Source organism: Methanosarcina subterranea, assembly GCF_055385895.1.
In genome coordinates this window covers 3802833-3828788 of the sequence record NZ_AP042426.1, presented here as the reverse complement: position 1 = coordinate 3828788, position 25956 = coordinate 3802833, and the positions used below count along the sequence as shown (strand labels likewise).

Annotated in this window: 18 protein-coding genes; 9 read left to right on the top strand and 9 right to left on the bottom strand. The window is 37.8% G+C overall.

Going from position 1 to position 25956, the window contains the following annotated elements:
- Positions 1-407 precede the first annotated feature (407 nt).
- Positions 408-1874: a DHH family phosphoesterase gene (locus ACZ5A8_RS16600; protein WP_464530401.1), complete on the top strand. Its 1467-nt coding sequence runs from the start codon at positions 408-410 to the stop codon at positions 1872-1874.
- Positions 1875-2387: 513 nt separating this feature from the next.
- Here ACZ5A8_RS16600 and ACZ5A8_RS16595 read toward each other — a convergent pair.
- The 3 genes from ACZ5A8_RS16595 to gmd (ACZ5A8_RS16585) form a co-directional block, all read right to left on the bottom strand.
- Positions 2388-4868 (bottom strand): oligosaccharyl transferase, archaeosortase A system-associated, encoded by a 2481-nt coding sequence (locus tag ACZ5A8_RS16595; RefSeq protein ID WP_464530399.1) that lies wholly within the window; start codon positions 4866-4868, stop codon positions 2388-2390.
- A gap of 101 nt (positions 4869-4969) precedes the next feature.
- Positions 4970-5998, bottom strand: a complete 1029-nt coding sequence (gene gmd / locus ACZ5A8_RS16590; RefSeq protein ID WP_464530398.1) for a GDP-mannose 4,6-dehydratase — start codon at positions 5996-5998, stop codon at positions 4970-4972.
- 28 nt (positions 5999-6026) lie between these two features.
- Positions 6027-7052 (bottom strand): GDP-mannose 4,6-dehydratase, encoded by a 1026-nt coding sequence (gene gmd, locus ACZ5A8_RS16585; RefSeq protein WP_464530396.1) that lies wholly within the window; start codon positions 7050-7052, stop codon positions 6027-6029.
- 405 nt (positions 7053-7457) lie between these two features.
- On the opposite strand from gmd (ACZ5A8_RS16585), the gene ACZ5A8_RS16580 reads away from it, so the two are divergent.
- The 7 genes from ACZ5A8_RS16580 to ACZ5A8_RS16550 all read left to right on the top strand — a co-directional run bounded on the left by ACZ5A8_RS16580 (position 7458) and on the right by ACZ5A8_RS16550 (position 18370).
- The gene (locus ACZ5A8_RS16580; RefSeq protein ID WP_464530394.1) at positions 7458-8537 is read left to right on the top strand and encodes a glycosyltransferase; all 1080 of its coding nucleotides are present in this window, start codon (positions 7458-7460) and stop codon (positions 8535-8537) included.
- Positions 8527-9306, top strand: a complete 780-nt coding sequence (locus ACZ5A8_RS16575; protein WP_255680577.1) for an ABC transporter permease — start codon at positions 8527-8529, stop codon at positions 9304-9306. The genes ACZ5A8_RS16580 and ACZ5A8_RS16575 overlap by 11 nt, the downstream gene beginning before the upstream one ends.
- Positions 9306-10550 carry an ABC transporter ATP-binding protein gene (locus ACZ5A8_RS16570; protein WP_464530392.1) on the top strand — a complete coding sequence of 415 codons (1245 nt, stop codon included), beginning with the start codon at positions 9306-9308 and terminating at the stop codon, positions 10548-10550. Before ACZ5A8_RS16575 ends, ACZ5A8_RS16570 begins: the two co-directional genes overlap by 1 nt.
- Position 10551: 1 nt before the next feature.
- Positions 10552-11724 carry a class I SAM-dependent methyltransferase gene (locus tag ACZ5A8_RS16565; RefSeq protein ID WP_464530390.1) on the top strand — a complete coding sequence of 391 codons (1173 nt, stop codon included), beginning with the start codon at positions 10552-10554 and terminating at the stop codon, positions 11722-11724.
- A gap of 29 nt (positions 11725-11753) precedes the next feature.
- Positions 11754-15068 carry a glycosyltransferase gene (locus ACZ5A8_RS16560; RefSeq protein ID WP_464530389.1) on the top strand — a complete coding sequence of 1105 codons (3315 nt, stop codon included), beginning with the start codon at positions 11754-11756 and terminating at the stop codon, positions 15066-15068.
- A gap of 108 nt (positions 15069-15176) precedes the next feature.
- A complete protein-coding gene (locus ACZ5A8_RS16555; protein ID WP_464530387.1) occupies positions 15177-17168 on the top strand; it encodes a DUF2079 domain-containing protein in 1992 nt (663 codons plus the stop codon).
- 239 nt (positions 17169-17407) lie between these two features.
- Entirely contained in the window at positions 17408-18370 is a 963-nt protein-coding gene (locus ACZ5A8_RS16550) for a lysylphosphatidylglycerol synthase transmembrane domain-containing protein (RefSeq protein ID WP_464530386.1), read from the top strand.
- Between the two features lie 46 nt (positions 18371-18416).
- On the opposite strand, the gene ACZ5A8_RS16545 is transcribed toward ACZ5A8_RS16550, so the two are convergent.
- The 5 genes from ACZ5A8_RS16545 to ACZ5A8_RS16525 all read right to left on the bottom strand — a co-directional run bounded on the left by ACZ5A8_RS16545 (position 18417) and on the right by ACZ5A8_RS16525 (position 24410).
- Positions 18417-19550: a glycosyltransferase family 4 protein gene (locus tag ACZ5A8_RS16545; protein WP_464530384.1), complete on the bottom strand. Its 1134-nt coding sequence runs from the start codon at positions 19548-19550 to the stop codon at positions 18417-18419.
- Complete coding sequence (locus ACZ5A8_RS16540) at positions 19547-20491, bottom strand: glycosyltransferase family 2 protein (protein WP_464530383.1); 945 nt, start codon at positions 20489-20491, stop codon at positions 19547-19549. Before ACZ5A8_RS16540 ends, ACZ5A8_RS16545 begins: the two co-directional genes overlap by 4 nt.
- A complete protein-coding gene (locus tag ACZ5A8_RS16535; RefSeq protein WP_464530382.1) occupies positions 20467-21393 on the bottom strand; it encodes an SDR family oxidoreductase in 927 nt (308 codons plus the stop codon). Before ACZ5A8_RS16535 ends, ACZ5A8_RS16540 begins: the two co-directional genes overlap by 25 nt.
- A 704-nt stretch (positions 21394-22097) precedes the next feature.
- The gene (locus ACZ5A8_RS16530; protein WP_464530380.1) at positions 22098-23255 is read right to left on the bottom strand and encodes a glycosyltransferase family 4 protein; all 1158 of its coding nucleotides are present in this window, start codon (positions 23253-23255) and stop codon (positions 22098-22100) included.
- Positions 23256-23264: 9 nt separating this feature from the next.
- Positions 23265-24410: a glycosyltransferase family 2 protein gene (locus tag ACZ5A8_RS16525; protein ID WP_464530379.1), complete on the bottom strand. Its 1146-nt coding sequence runs from the start codon at positions 24408-24410 to the stop codon at positions 23265-23267.
- Positions 24411-24651: 241 nt separating this feature from the next.
- On the opposite strand from ACZ5A8_RS16525, the gene wrbA reads away from it, so the two are divergent.
- Positions 24652-25281, top strand: a complete 630-nt coding sequence (gene wrbA / locus ACZ5A8_RS16520; protein ID WP_464530377.1) for an NAD(P)H:quinone oxidoreductase type IV — start codon at positions 24652-24654, stop codon at positions 25279-25281.
- Positions 25282-25374: 93 nt separating this feature from the next.
- Here the strand turns inward: wrbA and ACZ5A8_RS16515 are convergent, their stop codons facing one another.
- Positions 25375-25530: a hypothetical protein gene (locus tag ACZ5A8_RS16515; RefSeq protein ID WP_464530376.1), complete on the bottom strand. Its 156-nt coding sequence runs from the start codon at positions 25528-25530 to the stop codon at positions 25375-25377.
- Between the last annotated feature and the right edge of the window lie 426 nt (positions 25531-25956).

Here is a 25956-nt window from a genome sequence, read left to right as displayed (position 1 = left end):
GACGGACTTATACTCAGGAATATAAGACCAGTTCGTTCGCTACCCGTGAAGTTTATTTCCATAGCAGGTAACTTCAGCAGTAGTAACAAATGTATAGTAAGAGTAACTAATAACTAAGGTTAGCAGAGAAAAACAGGTAAATTCAGCACTCAAGTTATGAATACGAAAAAACGAAAGTGAATCTAAAATTAAATTATATTATAAAACTAAATTATTTTATTTATCGAATTTAGTATTGAAATAATTTTAAATAGCCTTATGTCTAACAATGTAATGTTTTTACCTTATTCCTTTATTGTGATATGAATAGAGAGAAAAGTAAAAAATTGTAAGCAGGCAGGAATCTGATCAAATGTTTGCTTTCCTTTGCACATGTCTGGACTTACATGAGAGCAGGAGGACGATTTTTGTCTAGTTCTTCAAAAGATGCGGATAGCAACCTTAAAAGCACAGTTAAACCCAGGTACCTTATTCTGGGCAGCGGTAGTATTGGTTTTGCACTTGCAAAAGAGCTCAGGGAAAGCAATAAGCTTGTAATCATAGTGGATAAAGACGAGGCCAAGGTGGAGACTCTCAGAGAAGAAGGCTTTGAAACTATTCTCGGAGATATCTCTGATCCCGAACTCATTAATAATGTTGACCTTAAAAACGTCGTTGCAATACTCTTCCTGAGTTCCAATAATGAGGCTAACAGGAAAGGAATTGAAAACTTTAAAAAAGCAGTAAACCCGGATATCCAGATCTTTTCCCGCGCTTCTGATATTATCAGTAAAGAAAAAATGGAAGATCTGGGAACAGATTACGTCTTTATGCCCTCGAAGCTCGTTGCAAGTTCCCTTTCCCGCTCCCTTGAGAGGGCTGAATCAGTTCACAGAGGCAACAGGCTTGCCAGATGGCTGAAAGGGATAAGGGATAAAAAACTTGCTATTGTAATCCATGACAACCCTGACCCGGATGCAATATCCAGCGGGCTTGCTTTAAAAGAGATTGCAAAAAGCCTTGGAGTTGAAGCAAATATCCTCTATCACGGAAGGATCGGACATCAGGAGAACAAAGCTTTCGTAAATCTTCTCGGAATAGATCTCAGCAAGATGGAAGAGCATGACCCTAATGACTTTGATGAAATTGCCCTGATAGACTGTTCAATCCCCGGCGTTAACAATATGGTTCCTCTTAACTCATATGTGGGCATTGTGATAGACCACCACCCACCCGGAGAAACCGAGATAAAGGCTGAATATATAGACATCCGGCCCAACTTCGGGGCAACAGCCACTATCATGACAAAGTACCTGCAGCAGCTAAATATCAACATATCGAAGACTCTCGCTACGGCTCTGCTCTATGGGATCAGGACTGACACGCAGGACTTCAAGCGGAAAACCGATCCCGCAGATCTCTCAGCTGCTTCCTACCTCTATCCCCTTTCAAATCATGGGATCCTGGACCAGCTAGAGCAACCTGCAATGGCTATTGAGACCCTCGAAGTGCTCGGAGAAGCCATCCGAAACCGGCAGGTACTCGGGAGTTACCTCCTCTCAAATGTCGGGAACATCCGCGATAGAGATACTCTTCCTCAGGCTGCGGATTACCTCCTGAGTCTTGAAGGGATCTCCACAACCGTTGTCTTCGGGGTCACCGAGGACCGAATCTATATCTCCGGCCGTAGCACTGATATAAGGGTAAACCTGGGAGAGATCATGCGTCAGGCTTTCGGAGAAGATGCAGGAGGGCATGCAAACGCAGCAGGTGCCCAGATACCCCTTGGAGTTTTCAGCGCTACAAAAGACAGGCAGACACTCTTAAGGCTTGTTAACGAAGCAGTTGTCAAGAGGTTCCTCAGTGCCGTCGGAGTGGAAAGTACAGGAGAATAAAAGAGAAATACCTGGAAGTATAGGAGACTAATCTTCGCAGGTAAACCTTCGGAAAAAGCAGACCTTTTCGGTAGAAACGCCATTATTAAACTTTCTATGAGAGAAAGAAAGAAGGATTTTCTCTTTCCCCACCTTTTCAGATTTCTTTTTTTGAATTCTTTTTTTGAATTCCTTTTTGAATTCCTTTGTTCAGATTCCTTTTTATTCTCTACTTATTTTTACTGTACCCCAATTAATTGGTTAATCTATTCCGAGGCCTCCCATTAGGGAATTTTTCTATTTTTCTCCCCCTGCGCCGCACAGGATTATAGCCGCCTGCCAGCCAGACTTTTAATAGTCCTCTTGAGCGCAGCAGCAGCGTAGCGAAAAGGACGCGTACTCCCGAGGCGCAATTCGGGCGAGGCGCAATTCGGGCGAGGCGCAATTCGGGCGAGGCGCAATTCGGGCGAGGCGCAATTCGGGCAGCACAACTCGGGTGGAGCGGAAAGCTTTATTATACATTTTCTGCTTCAGTCAGGGATTGCTCGTTTCAATTCTATTCCCGTTTAAAATGTCGTTTTCAGCCACCTGAATTCCTGAAACGGTTGAGTTTTCTCCCGTGGTCAGCGAATAGGTGGATATTGCATGTACTCCGCCTGTGTCTTCCGTCGAATAGGGAACGGTTATTTCAAATGAACCTTTCTCATCTGCCACGCTCCCTTTCTGATATGTGAATGTCCTGCCTGTATTTGAGTTGAGCTCAAGTGTTGCCATCACGGTCTCGTTAGGACTTGCAGTGCCTGAAAGAGTGGCTCCCTTGACGTATTCGAATATCTTTACAGTGTTTCCGCTGCTATTCCCATCTGTGGTATTTATAGTACTTTCATGAACCAGCCTGAAATTCCCCAGGGATGTCCCGTCGAGTTTGTAAAGCTTATATATCTGAGTCTGCAGAAGAGTCTGTTTGGGAGTTGCAACGGTTTTGAGACCTGTATTTTCTTGCACGGTTTTGACTTCGTAATAGTCACCGATCTCTTTTCCTGATATTTTGGCAATAGCTCCGAATTTACCTTCTGTCATCAGTGTGTCGGTTATTACATATCTTATATTGAGCTTTTCTATTATTGTTTTTGCTTCCTTTTCGGAATCTGTTAGAAAGAAGCGTGCAGAATCTTCTACGCCTGTCTGGAAGTTATTTGAAACCGCAGGCCGCTTTCCCACGTATACTATCCAGTTTCCGTAGTCCCACCAGCTAAGGACTCCATATTCAGGGATTTCTGAAGGCTCAAGATAATAGGAGGTTGCAGGTGTGGAAGTCTCAAGCCATTCGAGGGAGTCTTTCCATTCAGGGTCAATTGAGACTGCATCCTTTGCAAAAGCAGCACCCAACCATAAGGAGGGTACAAAGACAAGTCCTATCAGTGCCATACCTGAAACAAGCTTAAAATAGTCCGGTTCGGCAACCTTAATCTTTGATTCCGTCCCGTGTCTGGTTTTTGGTTTTGATTTAGTTTTTAATGGCGTTTTCTTTCCTGTTTGAAGGGCAGGTCGCGGGCCTTTTTCCATTCCTTTTCCGGATTTTACCAGTTTTTTCACTTCTGTTTCGAAATCAAGCGAGTCCAGCAGAACCCAGAGGAGATAGGCAGTAAGAATTGAGATATTAACTGAAAAAAGATAAGTAAAACGTCTCTGGGAAAGGGCAAGGTACGCATAAAAAAGTGTCCATACAATGAAGAATACCACTTCTGGTTTTGATTTTTCGCTTTTTAACTCAAGGATAAGCAGGAAAAATCCTGCAAGTGCAGCCAGGAAAGAAAGCCCGAAACTTCCCAGTACTGCCGAGAAGGTAAGTTTTCCCTGTGCGGTCAGAAGCAGGGGGACTGCTTCGGAAATTGTGCTTATGTATTCGCCTTTACCCGAAAAGAACCTAAGTCCTTCGATAATGAAAGCGTAGTATTCGACGGAAAATATCCGCAGGAAAAGAAACCCCGAAACGGAAATGAGTATTAATACGCCAGGATAGTACTTCCAGTCCATTCCTTTCTTTGAGACATATGCCGAAAAACTCCATAGAAGAAATATTCCTGCGAGCAGGATCAGCACATAGATCACCTGGAACCAGGAAAGATACATTGCACTCATTTCAAACCCCTGACGGGCTGCTCCTGCTGAGAGAGGGATAGTAAACAGAAGTGTTGCAAACAGGGCTACAGACGAACAGATGAAGAGGTAATCTGACTTTTTCCCTGCTTTAAGATCGAGTGTTGCCTGAACCAATGCATAAAGGATAACAAAGCCGATAAGGGCAGGAGCTCCTACCCATGTGAAGATAAGGAGCGAAAAAAAGAGCCCTGAACCCGCTGCAAGAAGCAGAGGATTTACGAGTTTCCTGTCTGAAGATATATTTTTGAGCGAACTTAACGAAATACTTCTCTCTCCTGCCAGCTTTAAGGCAAGTATGAAAAATGCATAGGCTATTGTTGAAAGGAATACTTCAGCTACGTGGTGATCTACTGCCCCAAAGCGGGATACGTATACATGGGCAGGCAGAACCGCAAAAGCAAAAGCTCCAACAAGCCCTGTTTTTCTGTCAAAAACTGAAGCCGCTATCAAATATACCGGAATTATTGTCAGGACTCCGAGCAGTACGGGCAAAAGAGCTCCGGCAAATTCAACAATATGCGTATCAGGCCGCGCCCCTCCCATAATTATTGCAAGCAGGGCACCTAACAGGTCAAAGAATGGCGGCCAGCCGATCTCAAAACCATAGGGATAGTTGAGATAGGTATCAAAGTTAAGAGAATGGGGAAAATTAGAGGCTGTATAAAGAATGCGCCGCATATGATAAAATTCATCATATCCCGTGAAGGTTATGCCTCCGTCTGCAGTAAGTGAAGCATAGGAGAGCATGCGCATGATGAAGCCGGCTAAGAGAGCAGCTCCAAGCACGAAAATATTTTTTGAAATTTTTTTTCGTGCGTTTTCGTTTTGACAGGATTTTTCTGACTTCTCCATATCACTCACGTTCAATTTTTAAGTAATTATAAATTTTAGTCCCAATCTTAGAAATCAAGCTTTTTTAGTAAAAAGGATTTTCTACCCCACTCCAGGGGTAGTTATCTCATATCACTTTTTACCATCATTCTTACCAGTTCTTCAAAACTGACCTTTGTTTTCCAGCCAAGTCTTTCCCTGGCTTTGGAAGGGTCCCCTATTAAGAGGTCCACTTCAGTCGGTCTGTAAAACATCGGATCAACTTCCACAATTACTTTTCCGCTGTCAGCATCCCTGCCTATCTCGTTAATTCCCTCTCCTTCCCATTTTATGTCGATACCTGCTTCTCTGAATGCAAGTTCAGTAAATTCTCTAACGGAGTGAGTTTCCCCCGTTGCTACAACGTAATCCTCGGGTTTATCCTGCTGCAGCATGAGCCACATAGCTTCAACATAGTCTCCTGCAAATCCCCAGTCACGTTTGGCATTGAGGTTTCCAAGATAGAGTTTATCCTGAAGGCCTTTTTTAATCTTTGACACAGCTATTGTAATCTTCCTGGTGACGAAAGTTTCTCCTCTCAAAGGAGATTCATGATTAAACAGGATGCCGTTACAGGCAAACATACCATAAGCTTCACGATAATTTATGGCAATCCAGTAAGCATACAGTTTAGCTATTGAATAGGGACTTCGCGGGTAGAAGGGAGTAGTTTCTTTTTGGGGAACTTCACGTACTTTCCCGAATAATTCGCTGGTTGATGCCTGATAGAACTTAGATTTGTCTTCCAGCCCAAGAATTCTTATTGCCTCCAAGATACGAAGGGCTCCAATTCCATCCGAATTTGCAGTGTATTCCGGGATCTCAAAAGAAACCTGGACATGACTTTGGGCGCCAAGGTTGTAAATTTCATCAGGTTCTATGTCCTTAATAAGTTTGATAACATTTGCTGAATCGGTCAGGTCTCCGTAATGCATAAAAAATTTGGAGCCTTTTTGATGCGGATCTTGCAGGAGATGATCTATACGTCCTGTATTGCTTAGAGACGATCTTCTATGCATTCCATGCACAGTATATCCTTTGTTTAACAGAAGTTCGGCAAGGTATGCTCCATCCTGCCCGGTTACACCTGTAAGTAATGCGACCTTAGACATTTTTACCACGCAATTTCAAACAAATATTTTAACTTTCTACAAATTTCAGGTCGTTTTTGACCATCATTTTAACCAGTTCTTCAAAATTTACTACTGGCATCCATCCAAGTTTTTCTCTGGCTTTTGAAGGGTTTCCAACTAATAAGCTTGATTCAAGAGGCCTATAGAACTGGGGGTCCACTTCTATCAGGATCTCACCTGTTGCAGCGTTTCTCCCTTTTTTCTCAAGCCCTTCTCCTTCCCATTCGATCTCAAGCCCAACCTCTCTGAATGCAAATTCCACCATATCCTGTACTGAATGTGTTTCACCTGTTGCAATTACATAATCATCCGGTTCATCCTGTTGTAACATGAGCCACATAGCTTCAACGTAATCCCCTGCAAACCCCCAGTCTCTTTTTGCATTCAGATTTCCAAGGTACAGTTTCTCTTGAAGTCCTTTTTTTATTCTAACTGCAGCCTTGGTAATTTTTCTCGTAACAAAATTTTCGGGTCTTATTGGGGATTCATGGTTAAACAGGATACCATTGCAGACAAACATATCATAAGCTTCACGATAGTTTATTGCAATCCAGTAAGCATACAATTTGGACACTGCATAAGGGTTTCGCGGGTAGAAAGGAGTACTTTCATTTTGCGGGATTTCCAGTGAATTTCCGAATAAATCCCCCGTGGAAGCCTGAAAAAACCTTGTTTTCTTTTCCAGTCCAAGGGTGCGTATGGCTTCAAGGAGGCGCAGGGTGCCGAGTGCGTTAATTTCTGCTGTATATTCTGGTCGGTCAAAAGAGACCTGTACATTGCTTTGAGCCGCCAGATTATATATTTCATCCGGGCGGACCTCTTTGATAATTCTTATAAGCTTTGAGTAATCGGTTATGTCGCAGAAATGAAAGTGAAGATTTATGTTTTTCTGCGCACCACCTTTATCTTCTGTTCTGGCAGTAGAAGATTCTCTCTTTATCCCATGCACTACATATCCCTTATCTAATAAAAGTTTTGAAATATACGTGCCATCCTGGCCTGTTATGCCTGTGATCAGTGCGACCTTTGTCAAGGAATCACCTTATTTTGCTCCCAATTCTTATCCTGCAGGAAATAGGACATTCATTATTCTTAAAAACGTAGCTCTATTTGCAAAAAGCATAACTTCTTAATATATAAACTAATTGTATACCATGTTTTTGCTAGCTTCCTATTTTTGCTAGCTTTCTGTTAAATTGTTTCTACTGCGTGAAATTAAAACGAATGTATTCAGCTTTTTATTGTTAGATCCTTTATTCAGGCTATAACTGATGATCTGATATGGTAAAAAAAGTTCGTTTAGGGGAAACAAGTATCAAGCTTGAATATATGCTGCAGCAGATAACTGAATTTTTATTCAAATTAAAAATCGCTTCGAAACACATATAAATCACAATTTAAATCTAACGTGAAATAATTTAAAAAAATGAGAATAAACATGAAAACAGCTATCTTTCACGACTACTTCGGAGCTATTGGCGGTGGAGAAAAACTGGTTTTGATGCTCGCAAAATATTTTAATGCCGATGTTATCACTACGGACTTAAATATTGAATCCATAAAAAAGATGGGCTATTCCGATATACACATCATAAGTCTTGGTAAGACTTCAAAGGTGCCTCCTTTGAAGCAGATTTCAGCATCTTTCCTCTTTGCAACGTGTGATTTCTCAAAAAAGTATGATTTCTTTATTTTTTCCGGGAACTGGGCGTATTTCGCTGCAAAAAAACATAAACCAAATTTGTATTACTGCCATACTCCTACGAGGGCCTTCTACGATCTTTACGATACCTTTCTGATGAGGCAGTCATTTTTTGTTTCCGTTTTCTTCAGAATATGGGTCAGACTTCACAGACCGGTTTCCGAATATTACCTTTCCCACGTCTGTAAGATTGCAACTAACTCGAAGAATACGTTACAGAGGATCAAAAAATATCTCCACAGGAACGCTGAGGTTATCTATCCTCCGGTTGAGACTGCAAAATTCACCTGTAAAGAATATGGAGATTTTTGGCTTTCGGTAAATCGCCTCTATCCTGAAAAAAGAGTTGAGCTCCAGATAGAAGCCTTCAGGGAAATGCCCGAAGAAAAACTTCTTATTGTAGGAGGATACTCAAAAGGAGACCATGCAAAAAGTTATGCAAAAAATGTCATTAACAATCTGCCGGATAATGTAAAAGTACTTGGGGAAGTCTCTGAGATAGAGCTGCTTGACCTCTACTCTCGCTGTAAAGGTTTTATCTGCACTGCTATGGACGAGGACTTCGGGATGACGCCTGTGGAAGCCATGGCAAGTGGAAAACCTGTTGTGGCTGTGAATGAGGGCGGATTTAAAGAGACAGTAACCGAAAAAACGGGTCTTCTTATAAATGCAGACGTTCCCAGCGTTATAGAAGCTGTCAAATTCATATCCTGTGAACCCGAAAATTATAGGGATGCCTGTCTTGAGCAGGCAAAACGCTTTGATCTTTCGATTTTTAGTGAAAAGATAAAAAATGTGGTAAATAATGATCGTTAAGCACATTAAAGAGATGTATGACTACCGGAATCTTATCTGGCAACTGGCATGGAGCGAGTTTAAATTGAGATATAAAAATTCTATACTGGGTTATTTCTGGTCACTTCTGGAGCCCATGCTTATGCTCATAGTTCTGTATGTTATTTTCTCAAATTTAATGAGGGTTCAGGTGGAGCACTACCAGCTATTCTTGCTTCTTGGAATTATTTTATGGGGTTTTTTGAGCAGAGCTACCACTATCGGAATGTTTTCCATAGTAGGAAGAGCGAGTATCGTTAAGAAAATTTACTTTCCGCGTGATATTTTTGTTGTTTCCTCATGCATTACAGCTTTGCTTATGAGCATCTTCGAGTCTTTGATATTCATAATATTTATGGTATTTTTCAGAGTACCAATTTCCATTAACCTGGTATACGTGCCATTTATTCTGTTTTTCCTTTTTATTATTTCATTTGGTCTCTCCCTGGCTCTTTCCGCATTGAATGTATTTTACAGGGATGTACAGTTTATCTGGCAGGTTCTTTTGCAGGTTGGATATTTTGCAACTCCTATACTATACACACTTGACGTATTTCCTAAAAATCTACAGGGATTTATCTTATTGAATCCAATTGCACGGATTATTATTTCTGCAAGAGATACTATTATCTATTCGTCTCCAGCGAAAATAGAGGATCTTTTATTTATGTTTCTTTCATCAATAGTTTTCCTTCTTGTTGGATACATTATTTTTTCCAGATTAGAACCCAGATTTGCGGAGGAAATCTGATGACTGCAATTAAGGTTGAACACTTGCATAAAACATTTCGCATACCCCATCAAAAAAGAACCACTATATTTGAAACTTTAACTGGGGTTTTCAAGCCTCCTACATACGAAACGTTCCATGCACTTAGAGACATTAATTTTACAGTTGAAGAGGGGGAAGCTCTTGGGATTATTGGAGAGAACGGAAGTGGAAAGAGCACTCTATTAAAAATTATTGCAAATATCTTACGTCCGTCATTAGGGAGTGTTACTGCCCTAAAAAAACTCACTCCCTTCCTCGAACTTGGAGTTGGCTTCCAGCCGGACCTCACGGCTTCAGAGAACATAAAAATCTATGCGACTATAATGGGCATGCAAAAAAGAGAAATCAATGATAAACTGGATGATATTCTTGAGTTCGCAGGACTTAAGAATTTCAGGGATACGAAACTCAAAAATTTTTCATCGGGCATGCAGGTAAGGCTTGCCTTTTCAACAGCAATTCAAACCAATCCGGAAATTCTCTTGATGGACGAAGTACTGGCTGTAGGAGATATGGAGTTCCAGCAGAAGTGCCTGGATGTCTTGAATGAGTACCGGAAAAAAGGAATTACAATAATCTTTGTTTCCCACGATCTTGGGGCGGTAAGAAGGTTTTGTGATAAGGTTTTACTCTTAAATAAAGGAAGGCAGGTTGCAATAGGAGATCCAACTGAAGTGATAGATAGATATGTTTATTCAAAAGTGGAAACTTCTCCTTCGGATAGTAACGAACCTGAATCAAACGAAAACAAATTACAAGATGGTAAAGATGGGCTTACTTGCCGCCAGATTTCTGGAAAAATAGCAGAGATCGTTGATGTAAGTTTTTATGATAAATTTGACCATGCAAATACTAACTTTAATTCCCTTGACCCAATGAAAGTACGTATTTTTTACAATTCAAAGGAGCTTGTAGAGGACCCTGTATTTGGTATTGCGCTGTATTCCGAAAGAGGTAAGCATCTTTTTGGAACAAATACCTACCTTAAAAACTATCCGATTAATAGTATTCTGGGAAGTGGCTATATAGATCTGCTAATTGAAAAAATACCTCTACAAACAGGGAAGTTTTTAATGACAGTAGACTTGGTACAATCCAAAGACTACGTTCCATTAGATCATAAGGATAAGCAATATTCATTCTCCGTAATTCCAACTGGATATGAGGAGGGTATATTGGGTCTTTCATGCTCCTGGCTATTAAATTCAGAGAGGGCGATCTGATATGAATACTTTTGAAGTTCATGATGATGAAATTAATGCAAAAGAAATTTTGGAAAAGATAAGAGATAATATTCAGAGCAGAAAAAAAGCTGGTGCTTACTCAGAATCGATCCCAAACTTTGTTATAAAAAACCCTGAAAAAAGTTTTCTTCCTATGGTGGATGGAATGGCAGCCAAAGATCTTGAATATTTAACTTCAAATTATGATGTTCAAAACAGAAGCTATGTGATTAGTTCACATCGCCCTTTTATAGGGTCTTTTTTGGTAAAAGCGCGCAATCTGGTAAACGGGGAAGTTAAACGATATGTAGACCCAATTTTTTCTCAACAAAGTGAATTAAATGCGTGCATTTGTAGGATCTGTACGGAGCTTCTGGGAAAGAATAAGGAACTTCTTGGGAAATATGAAGGGATTCTTGGAAAGAATGAAGGCCTCATGCGAAAATATGAAGAGCTTCTAATTAAAAATGAGGAATCAAATTCACAAGCCAGTGCGTTGGACGCTAAAGTTGTTGAGCTTGAACAAAAAGTGAAAGTTATGAATTCTAATTCCTTAACTTCTTCAGGAAACGCAGTACCATCTTCTTCATGGGGAGAATATTATAGTGAAGATATTTCCGAAGCAGACCTGCTAGGAAATATAAACCATCATAAACATTTTATTTCACTAATAGAAGAATATGCACACAAGGCTTCGGAAAAAAGGGTGCCTAAACTGGTTGAGGTTGGCATAGGTACTGCTACGATGTCAATTTATTTCTCCAGACAAAAATATCAAGTTCTGGGATTAGATAATGATATAAATGTAATCTTCAATGCAATAAACACTAACAAGAGATTAGGTGGACATGCTAATTTCGTCATGCTTGATGCAAACTCTCTAAACCTTTTTAAAAATAAATATTTTGATGTAGCTTTTTCACAGGGCACACTGGAACACTTTGATAATGAAGGCCTTATAAAAATACTTTCAAAGCAACTTGAAACGGCAAAATATGTTGTATTCTCTGTTCCTTCAATACATTACCCGAAACGTGAGTTTGGGAATGAGAGAAAAATGACTACTGAAGAATGGGAAGTAATCCTCAATGATGGTGGATTCAACATTGAAAAATTGGAATATTATCGTGAAGATACACAAATAGTATGCATAGTTACTGAAGAAAAAGAGTAAGCTGCCAAAAATAGTAAGTGGTGTTATTTATGAGAAGATTCCAAATTCATCAAATCCATCCTTCAGTAAGTTATGGGGATGCGATTGGAAATGAAATGATCGAAATAAGAAAGATTCTAAACGAGTTTGGTTACGAATCTGATATTTATGCTAAGTTTATCCATCCCAAATTAAAAAACATCAAAAATTATGCTGAATATAAAAAAGTTAGTTCCCCTCAAAATATTCTCATAGTGCATTACTCTATAGGATATGGCTCTGAACTTTTAGATTTTATTAGTTCACTGCCTGATAAGAAAATATTACTATATCACAATATAACTCCACCTGTATTTTTCCAGAATTTCAGCTCTGAATACGAGCATGCAACAAAAATTGGGATTTATGAACTAAAAAATCAAATCAGAAATATTGTTGACGTAGCACTAGCAGATTCTGAATTTAATAGACAAGACTTGATTAGTATAGGATTTATTAAAACGGGTGTTCTCCCATATTTAGTCAACTTAAATAAATTTGACATCACTCCGAATAATCAGGTAATTAAAAAGTACGATGATGAATTTGTCAATATATTAGTTGTTGGTAGAATAAGTCCAAATAAGAAAGTAGATGATGCGATAAAGTGTTTTTACAATTATAACAAATATATAAATCCTAAATCCAGATTGTTTTTAGTAGGTTCTTATAACGGGATGGATTCGTATTATAACTATTTGAACGATATAATCCTAAAATTAGATCTGAAAAATGTATATTTTACAGGGCACACTAATTTAGATGAGTTGGTATCTTATTATAAAGTAAGTGATATTTTTTTGACTATGAGCGAGCACGAGGGTTTCTGTGTTCCATTACTTGAAAGCATGTATTTTGAAGTTCCAATTATCGCATATAATTCTACTGCAATTCCTGATACACTTGGTGGCGCCGGGATCATAATTAATGATAAAAATTACATAGAGATTGCTGAACTAATTAACTTGTTAGTTAAAGATAAGGTATTGAGAAATCGAATTATTAAAAAGCAGTCTGAAAGACTGGAGTTTTTCAGCAGAGAGAGAATTGCAGGAATTTTAAAAGATTATATAGATACCGACTTTAAAGATACTTATTCTAAATCGACAATAAGAATAGAGGGTACATTTGAAGATTCTTATAGTTTGTCTATCGTAAATCGAAATTTAGCAATAACATTAGACAAACTGGGCTATAATGTTTCGCTCTTTGCGACAACAGGAGCTGGAGACTATGTGCCAAAAAAAGGTAGTATAACAGACAATAAAGTTAAAACACTGTGGGAAAATCAAATTAGATATCCAACTTTTGCTATTAGGAATATATATCCCCCGAGAATAAAAGATATGCAGGGTAGATATAATCTCATATACTTCGCTTGGGAAGAGTCTTCTGTTCCATGGGAATGGATAAATGACTTCAACAGTTTGGATGGCATACTCGTTCCATCTAATTTTGTGAAGAAGGTGTTGATCAAATCCGGTGTAAAGAGTCGAATTGAAGTCATACCTAATGGTGTTGAAGTAGATGTTTTTCAAAAAGATATCTTGCCCATGAAGCTAAACACAAATAAAAAGTTCTTGTTCTTTAATGTAGGTTCGGGTTTCCCGAGAAAAGGGATAGACGTACTTTTGAGAGCTTATGCTAAAGAGTTCAGTAAAGAGGACGATGTCTGCCTGGTTTTGAAGACTTTCCCAAATCCTCATAACCATACTCCTGAACAAATAAAAAATATTGTAGGACCTGACGGTCCCGAAATAATTCATATTGATAAAGATATTACCCAAAATGATTTGGTATCTTTATATATAAAATGTGACTGCTATGTGTCTCCCTCCAGGGGTGAAGGATTTGGTTTGACCATTGCTGAAGCGATGCTTTATGAAATTCCAGTCATAGCTACGAGATATGGTGGACAATTGGATTTTTGCGATGACGAAAATTCATATTTAATTGATTTTGAACTGAAGCCCTCTAAAACTCATCTAATGGAAGAATATTCAATGGAAGGTTCATTATGGGCAGAACCTGATATAGACCATTTATCCAGTTTGATGAGGCATGTGTATGAAAATAAAAATAGTAGCGAAGTAAAAACAAAAATAGAAGCGGCGCACACAAATATCAAAAATAATTTCAACTGGGAAGTTTCAGCTAAAAAAGCAATCGAATTTTTGAGGAGTGTTCAGTTTAAACCAAAATTAGGTGTCGTCTCTACCTGGAATACGAAATGTGGTATTTCCGAGTATACAAAATATTTAGTTAACAATTTAAGCAATTTTAAAGAAATTATAATTTTTGCAAACAAAGTTAGCTCTAAAGAACTTGTAGCAAGTGATGAAAATAACGTAATCCGTTGTTGGGAACCATATTTCGATGACTTGAGCACTCTTAGCAATAAAATACTGGAAAGTAATCTGGACATCGTTCATGTTCAATTCAATTTTGGACTTTTTGAACTGAATGCTCTGGCTGATATGGTCAAAAAACTAAAAGGCAAGGGTGTAAAATTGATAATCACTTTCCATTCCATAGATGATACTGAATTTATGAATAAGCCCATTAAATTAGACACTATCACGGAAGAGCTAAAACTTGTAGACAAGATCTGGGTTCACACTACAAATGATGTCAAAAAGTTATCCGAGAAGGGAATTTCTGATAATGTCATAAAAATTCCTCAAGGAAATGTAATTTTTGATGATTATGAAAAAGAAAAAATTAGATCAGGAATTTTTAATAATTCCAAAATAATCTCTACTTTTGGTTTTCTCTTGCCACACAAAGGTGTATTAGAAACAATAAAGGCATTACCTTCAATAATCAACGAATATCCTGATGTACTTTTTTTGGTTGTAAGCTCCATTTTTCCAGATGAAACTTCAGAAAAATATTACGAAGAATGCAGGAAAGAGGTTAACAAGTTAAGGCTAAGCAATCATGTTATATTCTTTACAGATTTCCTGGAAGAGCAGGAAATAATTTACTTATTGCAGGTATCAGATGTTGTTGTTATGCCTTATAAAAAGACCAAAGAAGCTTCCAGTGCGGCTATAAGATTTGCTTTGGCATCTCATAGGCCTGTAATCGTAACAGATATTCCAATATTTAGTGAGTTCAATGAGGAAGTGTACAAGATTTCAAGTTGTTCTCCAGATAAAATAGCTGAAGGATTAATAAAAATCTATTCAAATGATGAATTTCGTAAAAAAACCATCGATCTGGCAAAGAAAAAAATTGAAGAAAATAGTTGGCCAAATATAGCAAATAAATTTGAAAGCTTATTATATGATGATTTATATTTTATGAAAATGGATCTCGAATGATTGATCTTCTGACTATAAAGAAGATGGGAAAAGTTAGTCGAAGCATACACGAGTCTAATATGCTCTTCTATCGAACAATGAATCAGAAATATCCGGAGATTATAGATTGTGTTATCAAAAGCTAATCATGTGTTTAAAGCTTTAAACTCAAGTCTTGAAGCACACTTTAATCCAAAAAAGGTGATCCATAACCTTAAAGGATTATTTGTAAGATACGATACTTTTGATGCTCTAGTTCTATTTCTATTTTTTTCTAACTTCCTCTTCTATACTTTTTTGCTTAATTCAACTTATCAATATATGTGTCCTTTTAATCCTTTTGACAAAGGAATAATGTATCAACTTTTTCATAATACTGTTGTCCATGATCATTTCTTTTATTCATCAATAAATGGGGAAATTATAGATTTTGTTGGCCATCAGAGGTATATTTTTTTATTACTTCTACCTTTTTTTTATATTTATCCTCATCCGATTACTTTTTCGATTATCAGTTCCTTTCTATTATCTTTAGGTGCGTTTCCCGTCTACTGGTTAGCTAATGAAGTGTCTAAATCCAAAAAGATATCATTAGTTTCAGTCATGATGTATTTCTTACACCCAACTGTAAGCTGGCTATTTTTAGAAAGTGTTAAAGAAGAGATATTTGCACTACCTTTTCTTTTGTTTTCTTTTTATTACATGTATATTAAATCATTTAATAAATTTTTATTTTTCTTGTTTCTTGCATGCATTTGTAAAGAGAACATACCTCTAGTAGCTATAATGTTTGGGGTGTATGCTTTTATAGAAAAGTACGATAAAAAATGGGTTTATACTCCTTTATTATTAGGTATTGGGATCTTTTCTTTTGAATTATTTTATTTAAAGCCCTATTTCGCAGATTTATCTAATCAGCTTTATGGGTATATTCTAACACCTCAATCTGGAATGTTAGCTGGCAGATATTCTTATTTAGGCACATCAATCACTGATGTAATGTACAGTCTCTTAACAAATCCCCAACTGCTTTGCGAATACCTGTTCACTCAAGAAAGTTTAAATTATTTGCTAACTTTATTTTTACCTGTAGGTTATATTAGCTTTTTTAGTCCCACAATCCTACTAATTGCATCCCCAGTATTTTTACAGAATCTTTTAGCAAATTCTCCAGCCCAACGTATGATTAATTTTCATTATACATCGGTAATAGTCTTCGTCATTATTTGTTCTGCTATTTTCTCCCTTTCAGCTATTAAGCAAAAAATTAGCACCAGAAAATTCAATTTGGTTTTAATTATTCTAATATCTCTAAGTCTTTATTCGTTTTTTGTCTATGGGGGAGTTAGTGGAGCAATTTCAGATATTAATTCAGCTCAGAAAGATGAAGCTCATGAATTTTTTGAAAATATCAGCCTCATTCCTAGTGATGATAGTATTCTTTGTTCAGGGGATTTAGGTTGTTATTTTTATAGAAACCTTAACGTTACATATACAGGTTATAATGAAAGAGATAATCCAGATTACTATGATTATATAATTATAAAAAAGACTTCATTAGCGAGTTATAGTCTATATCAAAGCATCACTTCTTATTTAAAAAATCATGAGCTTTATTATTCGGACAGTTGTTGTTTTATCCTAGAAAAAAACAATCAAACTCTTGAGTCCAGCAGTCTAGGTGATGACAATTTTGTCTACAACAATCTGTTTTTCCGTAGCCAAAAAACTACAGGTTCGCTCATATATGATCAACAAATAGGAAAATATGCTTTTTATAGTGATAAAACTTTTAATGAGTCTGGTCATTTAGTCTATGGTCCATACATAACATTGCCTGAAGGAAAATACACTATAGAGTACATCTTGAAAGCAGAAAATATTACTAACGCTTCTTCTAATATTGCAAGTATAGACATCTCATATATCAAAAACGGGGAGCAAAGAGTTGATTCAACGAAAGATATATATGCAAACGATTTAATTGAGGGAAAATACTGTTCTCAGAATTTGACCTTAAGTGTTAAAGAGCACGAAGATTCTGTATTTGAATTCCGTGTATTTCAGCCGCTTTCCAGTGATTTGTATGTGGAAAGAATTAATATACACAAATGCATGTAATATTATAACTGTTCAGCATTATAAAAATCAGTAACTTAATTTCACTAAAACGTCTTTATTTCCGAATTAAAGCTTCCGAAAACCTTTTATTTCCTTTACAATCTGAGGTAAAAACCCTACAATTATAAAACTGAATGAGTATACATTAAGCGTAATATTTATATGGAGTACTGTCATTGCTGACCGTTGCCGTGATGCAATAAATAGATCTTTGATTAGTGCGAAAATGGAAATTACTTATGAAATTTATTACTAGAAAAAAGTTTATACCTGTGCTTGTAACTTTTTTGCTTCTTGGAATAATATTATCTCAGATCAGAATAGAGGACCTTATAACAACGATTAAGAATATTAATAAAATTTATTTAATCCTAGGTTTTTTTTTGTATATTTTGAGTTATGTCTTTAGGGGACTAAGATTCCATATTCTTTTAGACAAAAAAATATCCTTCCCCGATCTTTTTCACATTGTATGCGTTCACAATATGGTAAATAGTATTCTTCCAGCAAGATCTGGTGAACTCTCTTATATTTATATTTTAAAAAAATATCATGATAAGTCTACCGGAGAAGGCGTTGCAACATTGATGGTTGCAAGGGTGCTAGATTTCATTACAATTTCATTACTGTTTTTTGTTTCTTCGCTGTTTGTAAGGGATTTACCTGAAATGTTTTCTAGCGTTATCTGGTTAGTTGCTTTATTTACGGTCTTGCTGGCTATTTTTTTAGTGATCTTGCTATACGCAGGTGAAGTCTTTTTGAGGTTTGCTAATACGATTTTCGTAATTCTCAAACTAGATAATAATTTTTTAGTTAATATGTTCCTAAAAAAAGCGAAAGATATAGTTAACAGTTTTAAGAATATAAAGAATAACGGTAGAATGATAGAATTATGTATCATTTCATTTATCATTTGGCTTACTTTATATTTTTTAAATTATACTTTAATTAAATCTTTAGATATAAATATCGGCTTTTTTGAGGTTTTGTTAGCCTCTACTTTTGTAGTTTTTATGTCCGTTCTTCCTATTCAAGGCCTGGGAGGGTTCGGAACTTATGAAGTTGGGTGGGCAATAGGTTTTATTGGAATAGGACTGACTAAAGAACTTGCAATCAATTCGGGGATAGTTATTCATATCATCGGAATCGTTTATTATGTGCTGCTAGGATTATATGGGTACCAATATTTATGTAAAAAATAATTTTTGAATCGGGATCATTTCATTATTATTAGTTCATTATTATTTCTCATCCCAATATCCCCAGATATTCTTTACATATCCTTTTATCTTCGAATTTCTTAATTTCTTCTTTATTATACTCTGAAAAATTAACTTTGAGCTGGTCATCTTGCTCAAATTTACTTATCATACTGGCCAGAGCTTCAGCGTCTCCAAAACGAACAAGATATCCATTCTTTCCTTCTTTTATAAAATCAACCTGACCACCGTTATCAGTTGAGATTATTGGAAGGCCCACCTGCATAGCCTCCTGTAAAACGATCCCAAACCCTTCATGTACTGAAGAAAGCACGTAAACATCAGAGTTTTGAAGATATTGAAACTTCTCAATTTTTGAAATAAACCCTAAAAAATGAATCCTGTCTGAAATATTCAATTCTTTAGCTAAATTTACTAAATTGTCTTTTTCAGGGCCTTCTCCAATAACCAACGCATGAACGTTATCAGGAGTGTTTTTAATAGCTTTAATCAAAAATTCAAAGCCTTTTCGTTTCACCAATCTTCCAATACTTATAGTATAAAATATATTCCTGTCCAAACCCAAACTTTCGCGGTTGGTTTTTCCAAATATAACAGGCTCGTAAGCTAAAGGAATAATGTTTATGTCTTTTTCAATATTATAGTGTTTTAATGCATTATCTTTGATATTCGATGATTCGGCAACAACATATCTTGAATTACTTAACACCCATTTTACTACTTTCTTTAAGTACCATTTTTTGTGAGGAGAATAACTTTTAGAAGGATCATAGATATCTCCTCCATATATGGATAAAATGTTCTGCAGGTTAAATTTACGAGATATCCAGATCCCCAGGGGTCCGGTCGGAATAGCAAAGTGAGTGTTAATAAATGAATACTGATTTATTTTGCACAATTCACAAGCTTTTGCGTAAGCTAAAAAAGGGAAACTGATCATAGATGGGATTGTAGCAGTAGATAGTTCTTTTCGCCCGATGACACTAACTCTATAAACATTAATTCCATCAACATCTTCGTAATTTTTTAAGTCATTAAACCCGGTTGTGACATAATCGACCTGATAACCGAGCTTAATAAAGCCTTCTGCAAGTTTTTTGGCAGCTACTCCTCCTCCTCCACCCAGTGGAGGAAACTCATAATTCAACATCAAAACTCTCACTCGATAATCCTCTCAACCAAATAATTCTTCCGGCCGTTCTGGCCATAATATATTTTTACCAAAATATCTGCAAGAATGCCAATGGTAAAAAATTGTGTGCCTATAACCAGAGACATAATACCAACGGTAAATAATGGTCTATCTGTAATCCCAATTCCATAAAATAATCTTAAAATAACAAGATATGCGGAAACGATTCCCCCTATAAAACTTAAAACAATCCCCATGCTTCCGAAAATATGGATTGGTCTCATGGAATATTTCTGCCAGAAAGTTACAACCAAAAGGTCAAGGAAACCTTTAACAATCCTTTTCCAGTTATATTTTGTTTTCCCGTACTTTCGTTCTCTGTGGTTCGTTTTTATTTCTCCTATTCTATACCCTTTCCAGGAAAGCATAGCTGGAATATATCTGTGCAGTTCTCCGTATAGTTCAAGGCTTTCGGTGCTTTCTTTTACATAAGTTCGTAGAGTACAACCGGAATCATGAATAGTTTCTCCTGTAAATCTCTTCCTTATCCGATTTGCGAACTTTGAAAAAAGTTTTTTTGAAAAGGAATCTTTTCGGTCAAATCTCCACCCACAGACAACATCAAGATCTTCTTTTTCGAGTTTTTCCAGTAATTTAGGTATATCTTTCGGGTCATTTTGAAGATCTGCATCCATAGTAACAATAGTTCTGCCAGCGGCGTGATCAAGACCGGCTCTTAAGGCTGCACTTTGCCCAAAGTTCTTCCTTAACTTAACCACTTTCAGCTTCTCATTATTTTTACTGAGGTCACTAAGTTTTTTAAAAGTAAGATCCGTAGAACCGTCGTCCACAAAAATTATTTCGTAATTAATCCCAAGAGGCTCAAGAGCAGTTTTAACTTCCTGGCAGCAGGGTTCGATATTTTCTTCCTCATTATAAGCGGGAATCACAACTGAAAGTTCGAGATCCATCTTGCGTACCTCTCAAGCCCATCTTCTATTGTTACTTTAGGTTTCCATCCAATTTCCTTCCATGCTTTTTTAGAACTTGACAGAGTGTGTTCTGCATCCCCTTTCATAGAATTCGTGTGAACAATTTCCGATTCACTTTCGTTAATCTCAATAACTTTTGACGCAAGCTCATTGATAGTGATAGAATGCCCGCTACCAATATTATAAACGCCGCTGCCTTTTTTCATACAGATCAGGTTCGCCTGCACGATGTCATCGATGCAGGTGAAATCCCTGGTTTTTTCTCCATCTCCGAAAATGAGGATTGTTTCATTCTTCAGGGCAGCTTTCGTAAAAATGCTGATTGCAAGATCTGGTCTCATTCTTGGTCCGTAAACTGTAAAATAGCGCAGGGATACACTTTTTAAGCCATAGAGATCCTCAAAAACCCTGCAGTAGTGTTCAGCCATCAGTTTCGAAACTCCATAAGGCGATACTGGGCTATTGGGGTGATTTTCATCAAAAGGGAGATATTCTACTTTTCCGTAAACTGAGGATGAAGAGGCATTAATAATTTTCTTAACACCGGAATCGACAGCTGCCTCCAGCAGATTTAGGGTGCCTGTTGTGTTAATTTCATGAGGTTTCATGGGATCTTTAACTGAGATTCTTATACCTGCCTGGGCAGCTTCATGAAAAACGTAGTCAGTTGACCTAAAGATATCTCTCAAAAGAGCTTTATCTCTAATATCCCCTTCGATGAGCTGGAAGTTCTCATTTTCTAAAAAAGGTTCTATATTTTTTCTTTTTATTTGAGGGTCATAGTAATCATTGAAATTATCCAAACATGTGACCTCGTTACCTGCGTTAAGCAACTTCTCTATTAGATGGGAACCAATAAAACCTGCCCCACCAGTTACCAAGATATTTATGATTGATACCCCTGTTTAGATAATTTCTTTTTTATAATTTAACAATTTCTTTTTTATATTTTGAATTCTCATCCGTATATATGTGAAAAATCCAGAATTTTCGAACGAAGAATTCTACGGACAGGTTTTTTCTGTTTGTTGAAAGGCAATACTATATATAAAGCTTTTTTTATTTTATACATGGTACTAAATATATAACCCCTCATCTACCTATTTGATCTATGGGCTATTACTACAAATACTCTTGCAATTAAACACGCTGTCGTAACTATTTAATAAAGAATGGATATTTTCAGCCAAAGTAACACTTTATACGAAAATCATATCTTTTCATTTTGATCATTTTCAGCCAAAATAACACTTTATAAGAAAACCATAGCTTCTTGTTTTGATCCTTAATAGCATCGCTCTTTTATAACCTACTTCTTGATGTAACCAGAATTACTTTTTCGGTAAATACAGTTTTGTCAAACATTTTTGCTCTTTCTAAATAAGTGTCCTTTTGTCTTCTAGAGTTCTTTGAAATTGCCTTTAGTACTTCAATTATACTGTCAAAGTCCGGTTCTACAAAATTTTGGTTTCACTGTCAATTACACCTTCACAATATCCTTTTTCATTCCTAGTTGCTACATTTTTACCTAAAGTCGTAGCTTCCACGGCAATTGTTCATATGTAATTGTGAAAATTGCTGTTTTTTATAACAGTTTTAGATAAATTGAGAGAAGTTCTGTGGATAGCGTGTCCCAGTCAGAACTTCTAGCTTTTTTGGTATATTTTGTCATTTCCGTATAATTATCAGCTTGAAGAATTTTATTTACACTCTCAGCAATTTCCTTCTCATCCAGCCTCACGACAAACCCGTCGACTCCATCTTCAACCAGCCCCTGTGCCGCGTTATGTTTCTCTCTAACTGTCACTACAGGCACCCCACAGGCAAAAGCTTCGATTACAACCATCCCGAATCCTTCCCTTGAAGAAGGCAGCACAAGGACTCTTGAAGCTTTGATTTTTCCGATTAATGCCCTGTACTCCTGAAACCCTTCAAATTTTACATTTTTCTGCACATCAAGCTCAATAGTAAGTTTCTCCAGAAATTTCCTTTCCGGTCCGTCTCCAACGACACAGCAGCAGATTTCAGGAAAATCTTTTTTTAACAGGGATACAGCTTTTATCAAAACATCAACGTTTTTTTCTTTTATGAGCCTGCCTGCAAAGATAATATCATAAATTCTGCCTCCTGAGCTTCCCGATAAATCCTGACCGGCAGGTTTGATTTCAGAAATTAACTTCAGGTCGACCCCGTTGGGCAGGAGTGCAATCCCACTGCTTGGCACCCCCAGGGTTTCAAGCCTGCTCTTTGTCCAGTCCGAGACCGCAATGTTGTTCTTTGAGATTCTTGCAACTGCGATCTCTATTACGAGCCCCAAAAACCCCTGCTTTTTTCCAAGGTATTCGTACCAGTAATCCCTCCATACTTCATGCCATGTAAATACTGCAGGGGTTTTTTTCAGGACTGAAACTGCTTTTACTGTAAAACAGGAAAAATAGGGGAATACGCTTACATCGATAAGGTCGAATCTTTCTTTCAGGAGAGCTGGAAACAGCTTTATAGCAAACACAAGCGCTTCGGGAATTGAACGCCTGTCGTTTACATAAAGGTTCCGAGCTTTACAGACGCCGTGCAGGGTCATACCTGCGTGCTGAATTACGTCTACGCCTTCCCACCATTTGATCCCGAACAGGTGCACATCGTGCCCCTGTGAAGAAAGCCGCCTCCCAAGTTCGTGAATGCGCATTTCTGCGCCCCCTTTGACCCAGGGATAGACAGCGTCGTATACGAAGGCAATTTTCATTAAATCACTTTACCAATCAGTATCAACTTCGAGGAGCATTATGCTTACAAAGATTGCAGAAAAGATCAGCTGGAGCCCTACTGCTGCAAGGACCATTGAAATAACTGCAGATTCCACTTCTTCAAGAGAGCCATATCCTGAACTGGCCCATGTATAGGCGACTTTCAGCCCGAGAATAAAGCCTGATCCCAGGATAAGGGAACCTCCGAGCAGTTCTTTTTCAAGGGAATGATAATTAAGCAACTTCCTGCCTGTTGTGCTGTCCCGGTACATGCCGTGGATGATTCCGTATGTCTTCATATATCCGCCAGTTGCCAGGATCTGCCCGCCAATGATCAGGAGCATGCTGCCCAAAATAAATGAGTGCAGCCGGTTATATGCAGCATTGTCCGTGAGAAGAAGGGAAGCGGTTATGAGAAAACCCAGGATAAACACAAAAGCTCCGGGCAGATAAAGGAAAGGGACTGGCCTATATAACATCATAAACCTCACATGTCGCCAGCCATCCTGAAAAGAGCGCAGCTTGGAGGGGGCCTTGCGTGAATAATAGGTTATGGGAACTTCTTTAATCCTCAGCTCGCATCTTGCCGCTTCAATTATCATCTCGGACGCAAGTTCCATTCCATGCGTTTTAAGGTTCATCTTCTCAAGGGCCTCTTTAGTAAAAGCCCTCATCCCGCAATGTGCGTCCGAGATTTTTGTTTTGAACAGGAAATTGAGCATTCCGGTCAGGATGGGGTTGCCTATGTACTGGTGCAGCCAGGGCATAGCTCCTTTTTTGATTTCACCCTTAAGCCGTGTGCCCATTATAAAATCAGCTTCTCCTGATATAAGGGGGTCCAGAAATTTGTCAAGCTCAAGGAGATCATAAGTGTTATCTGCATCTGCAATAGCAATATAGTCACCCTTTGCTTCGGCCAGCCCTTTGAGATAGGCGTTCCCGTACCCTTTTATCGGGCCTATAACTTTTGCACCCATGGATGCTGCGATCTCTGCGGTTTTATCCGAAGAGTTATCAGCAACGATTATTTCCCCCTCTATACCATATTTTTTGAATATAGTCTGAGCTTTCTGTATGCAAATACGGATAGTTTCTTCTTCATTCATAGAAGGCATTACGATAGAAAGAGAGGGCATGTCCAGCTTATACATCATATTTCTTAATAACTATTTTGATACCTCCGGAAAATCGAAAAGAAATAGTTCTGATGAAATAACTCCAATAAAGTAACTTCGATAAAGAAGCTCTGAGTTTTACTAACAAGCTATATAACGTATCAGAAATTACCTTTAGGGAGGGATTCTGGAGTTTTAGGGGGCTTACATCAGTTTATTTTATTTTCGGAACCCGAACAGCATCTAAGTACAATTTTAGCCGCTTTTAAAGAGGGATTGGATGGTTAAGGTAAATGTAATATTTCACAGTGTTCACGCGCACATTTATAAGATGGCAGAAGCTGTCGCTGCAGGAGCAAGGGAAGTTGAGGGAGCAGAGGTTGAAATCTATCAGGTGCCTGAGACATTAACGGATGAAATTCTCGAAAAAATGGGGGCAATAGAAACTAAAAAACTCTTTGCCCATATTCCCGTCCTGACCCGGGACATGTATGGAGAGGTTCTGGCTGGTGCGGATGCATTGATATTCGGGACTCCTACACGCTACGGAATGATGACTGCCCAGATGCGTGCAGTCCTTGACGGTGTCGGATATCTGTGGAGCCAGGATGCTTTTGTAGGAAAGGTGGGAAGCGCTTTTACCTCCAGTAATACACAGCATGGGGGACAGGAATCCACAATCCTCTCATTTCATGTTACCCTGCTTCATCTCGGAATGGTCATTGTCGGGCTTCCTTATGCAGAAAAGAGGCAGACTAGAATGGATGAAATTACAGGCGGCAGCCCATATGGGGCTTCAACGATTGCCGGAGAAGACGTAAGCCGCCAGCCGTCCGAAAATGAACTTGAAATGGCACGTTACCAGGGCAGGCACGTAGCCAGGATCGCAAAAAAAATTGCTGGAAAATAAAAACTTCAAAAATAAAAAAGGACGGAAAACGTTCCCTTTTCCCGGGTGTTTTCCCTTTTACTTTTTGAGTTCTTTTGCCTGAAATAAGAATGCTTAGCTAAAGCCTGGTAAGGCCCGGCCTCTGCGTTCGAACTTATCCTGAGCTGTTGCCAGGCACGCCAGAGTACAGTATATCGCCTTTTCCTCGGCATTCTTGAGGACAAAGAATTCTTTCCCACAAACGGGGCATATTTTTTTTACGTAAACCATAGTAGACACGCACATTTTTGTATGTGGATACTTTTTTTAGAGAATTCGTTTTATAATTCATATTAACAATAACTCAACTAAATATAAACTTTCGTATGAAATTTATATATATCTTTAGCAAGAAATTAAATTAATTTCAACGGGCTGATCGCTCTGTACTTCTGAAAATCGCATGCGCTAAGAGTGTACTTTTCCTTCCCGGATTTCCAATTTATGAATTATTTTAATATGTATCTCCTGAAGATCACAGTTTTTAAATCTAAAGTTGTCATTTTTTACATGGTTTTCTTCCCCTTAAATATTTTAGGCGAGATGTTAAATTGTTATAAGAACTTAAATTTAAAATAAATTTGATTTTTCTGGTCGCCTGTGACACGTACTGTACTCTTCGAACTTAATCCTGGGGGATGTTCAGCACACTCGAGA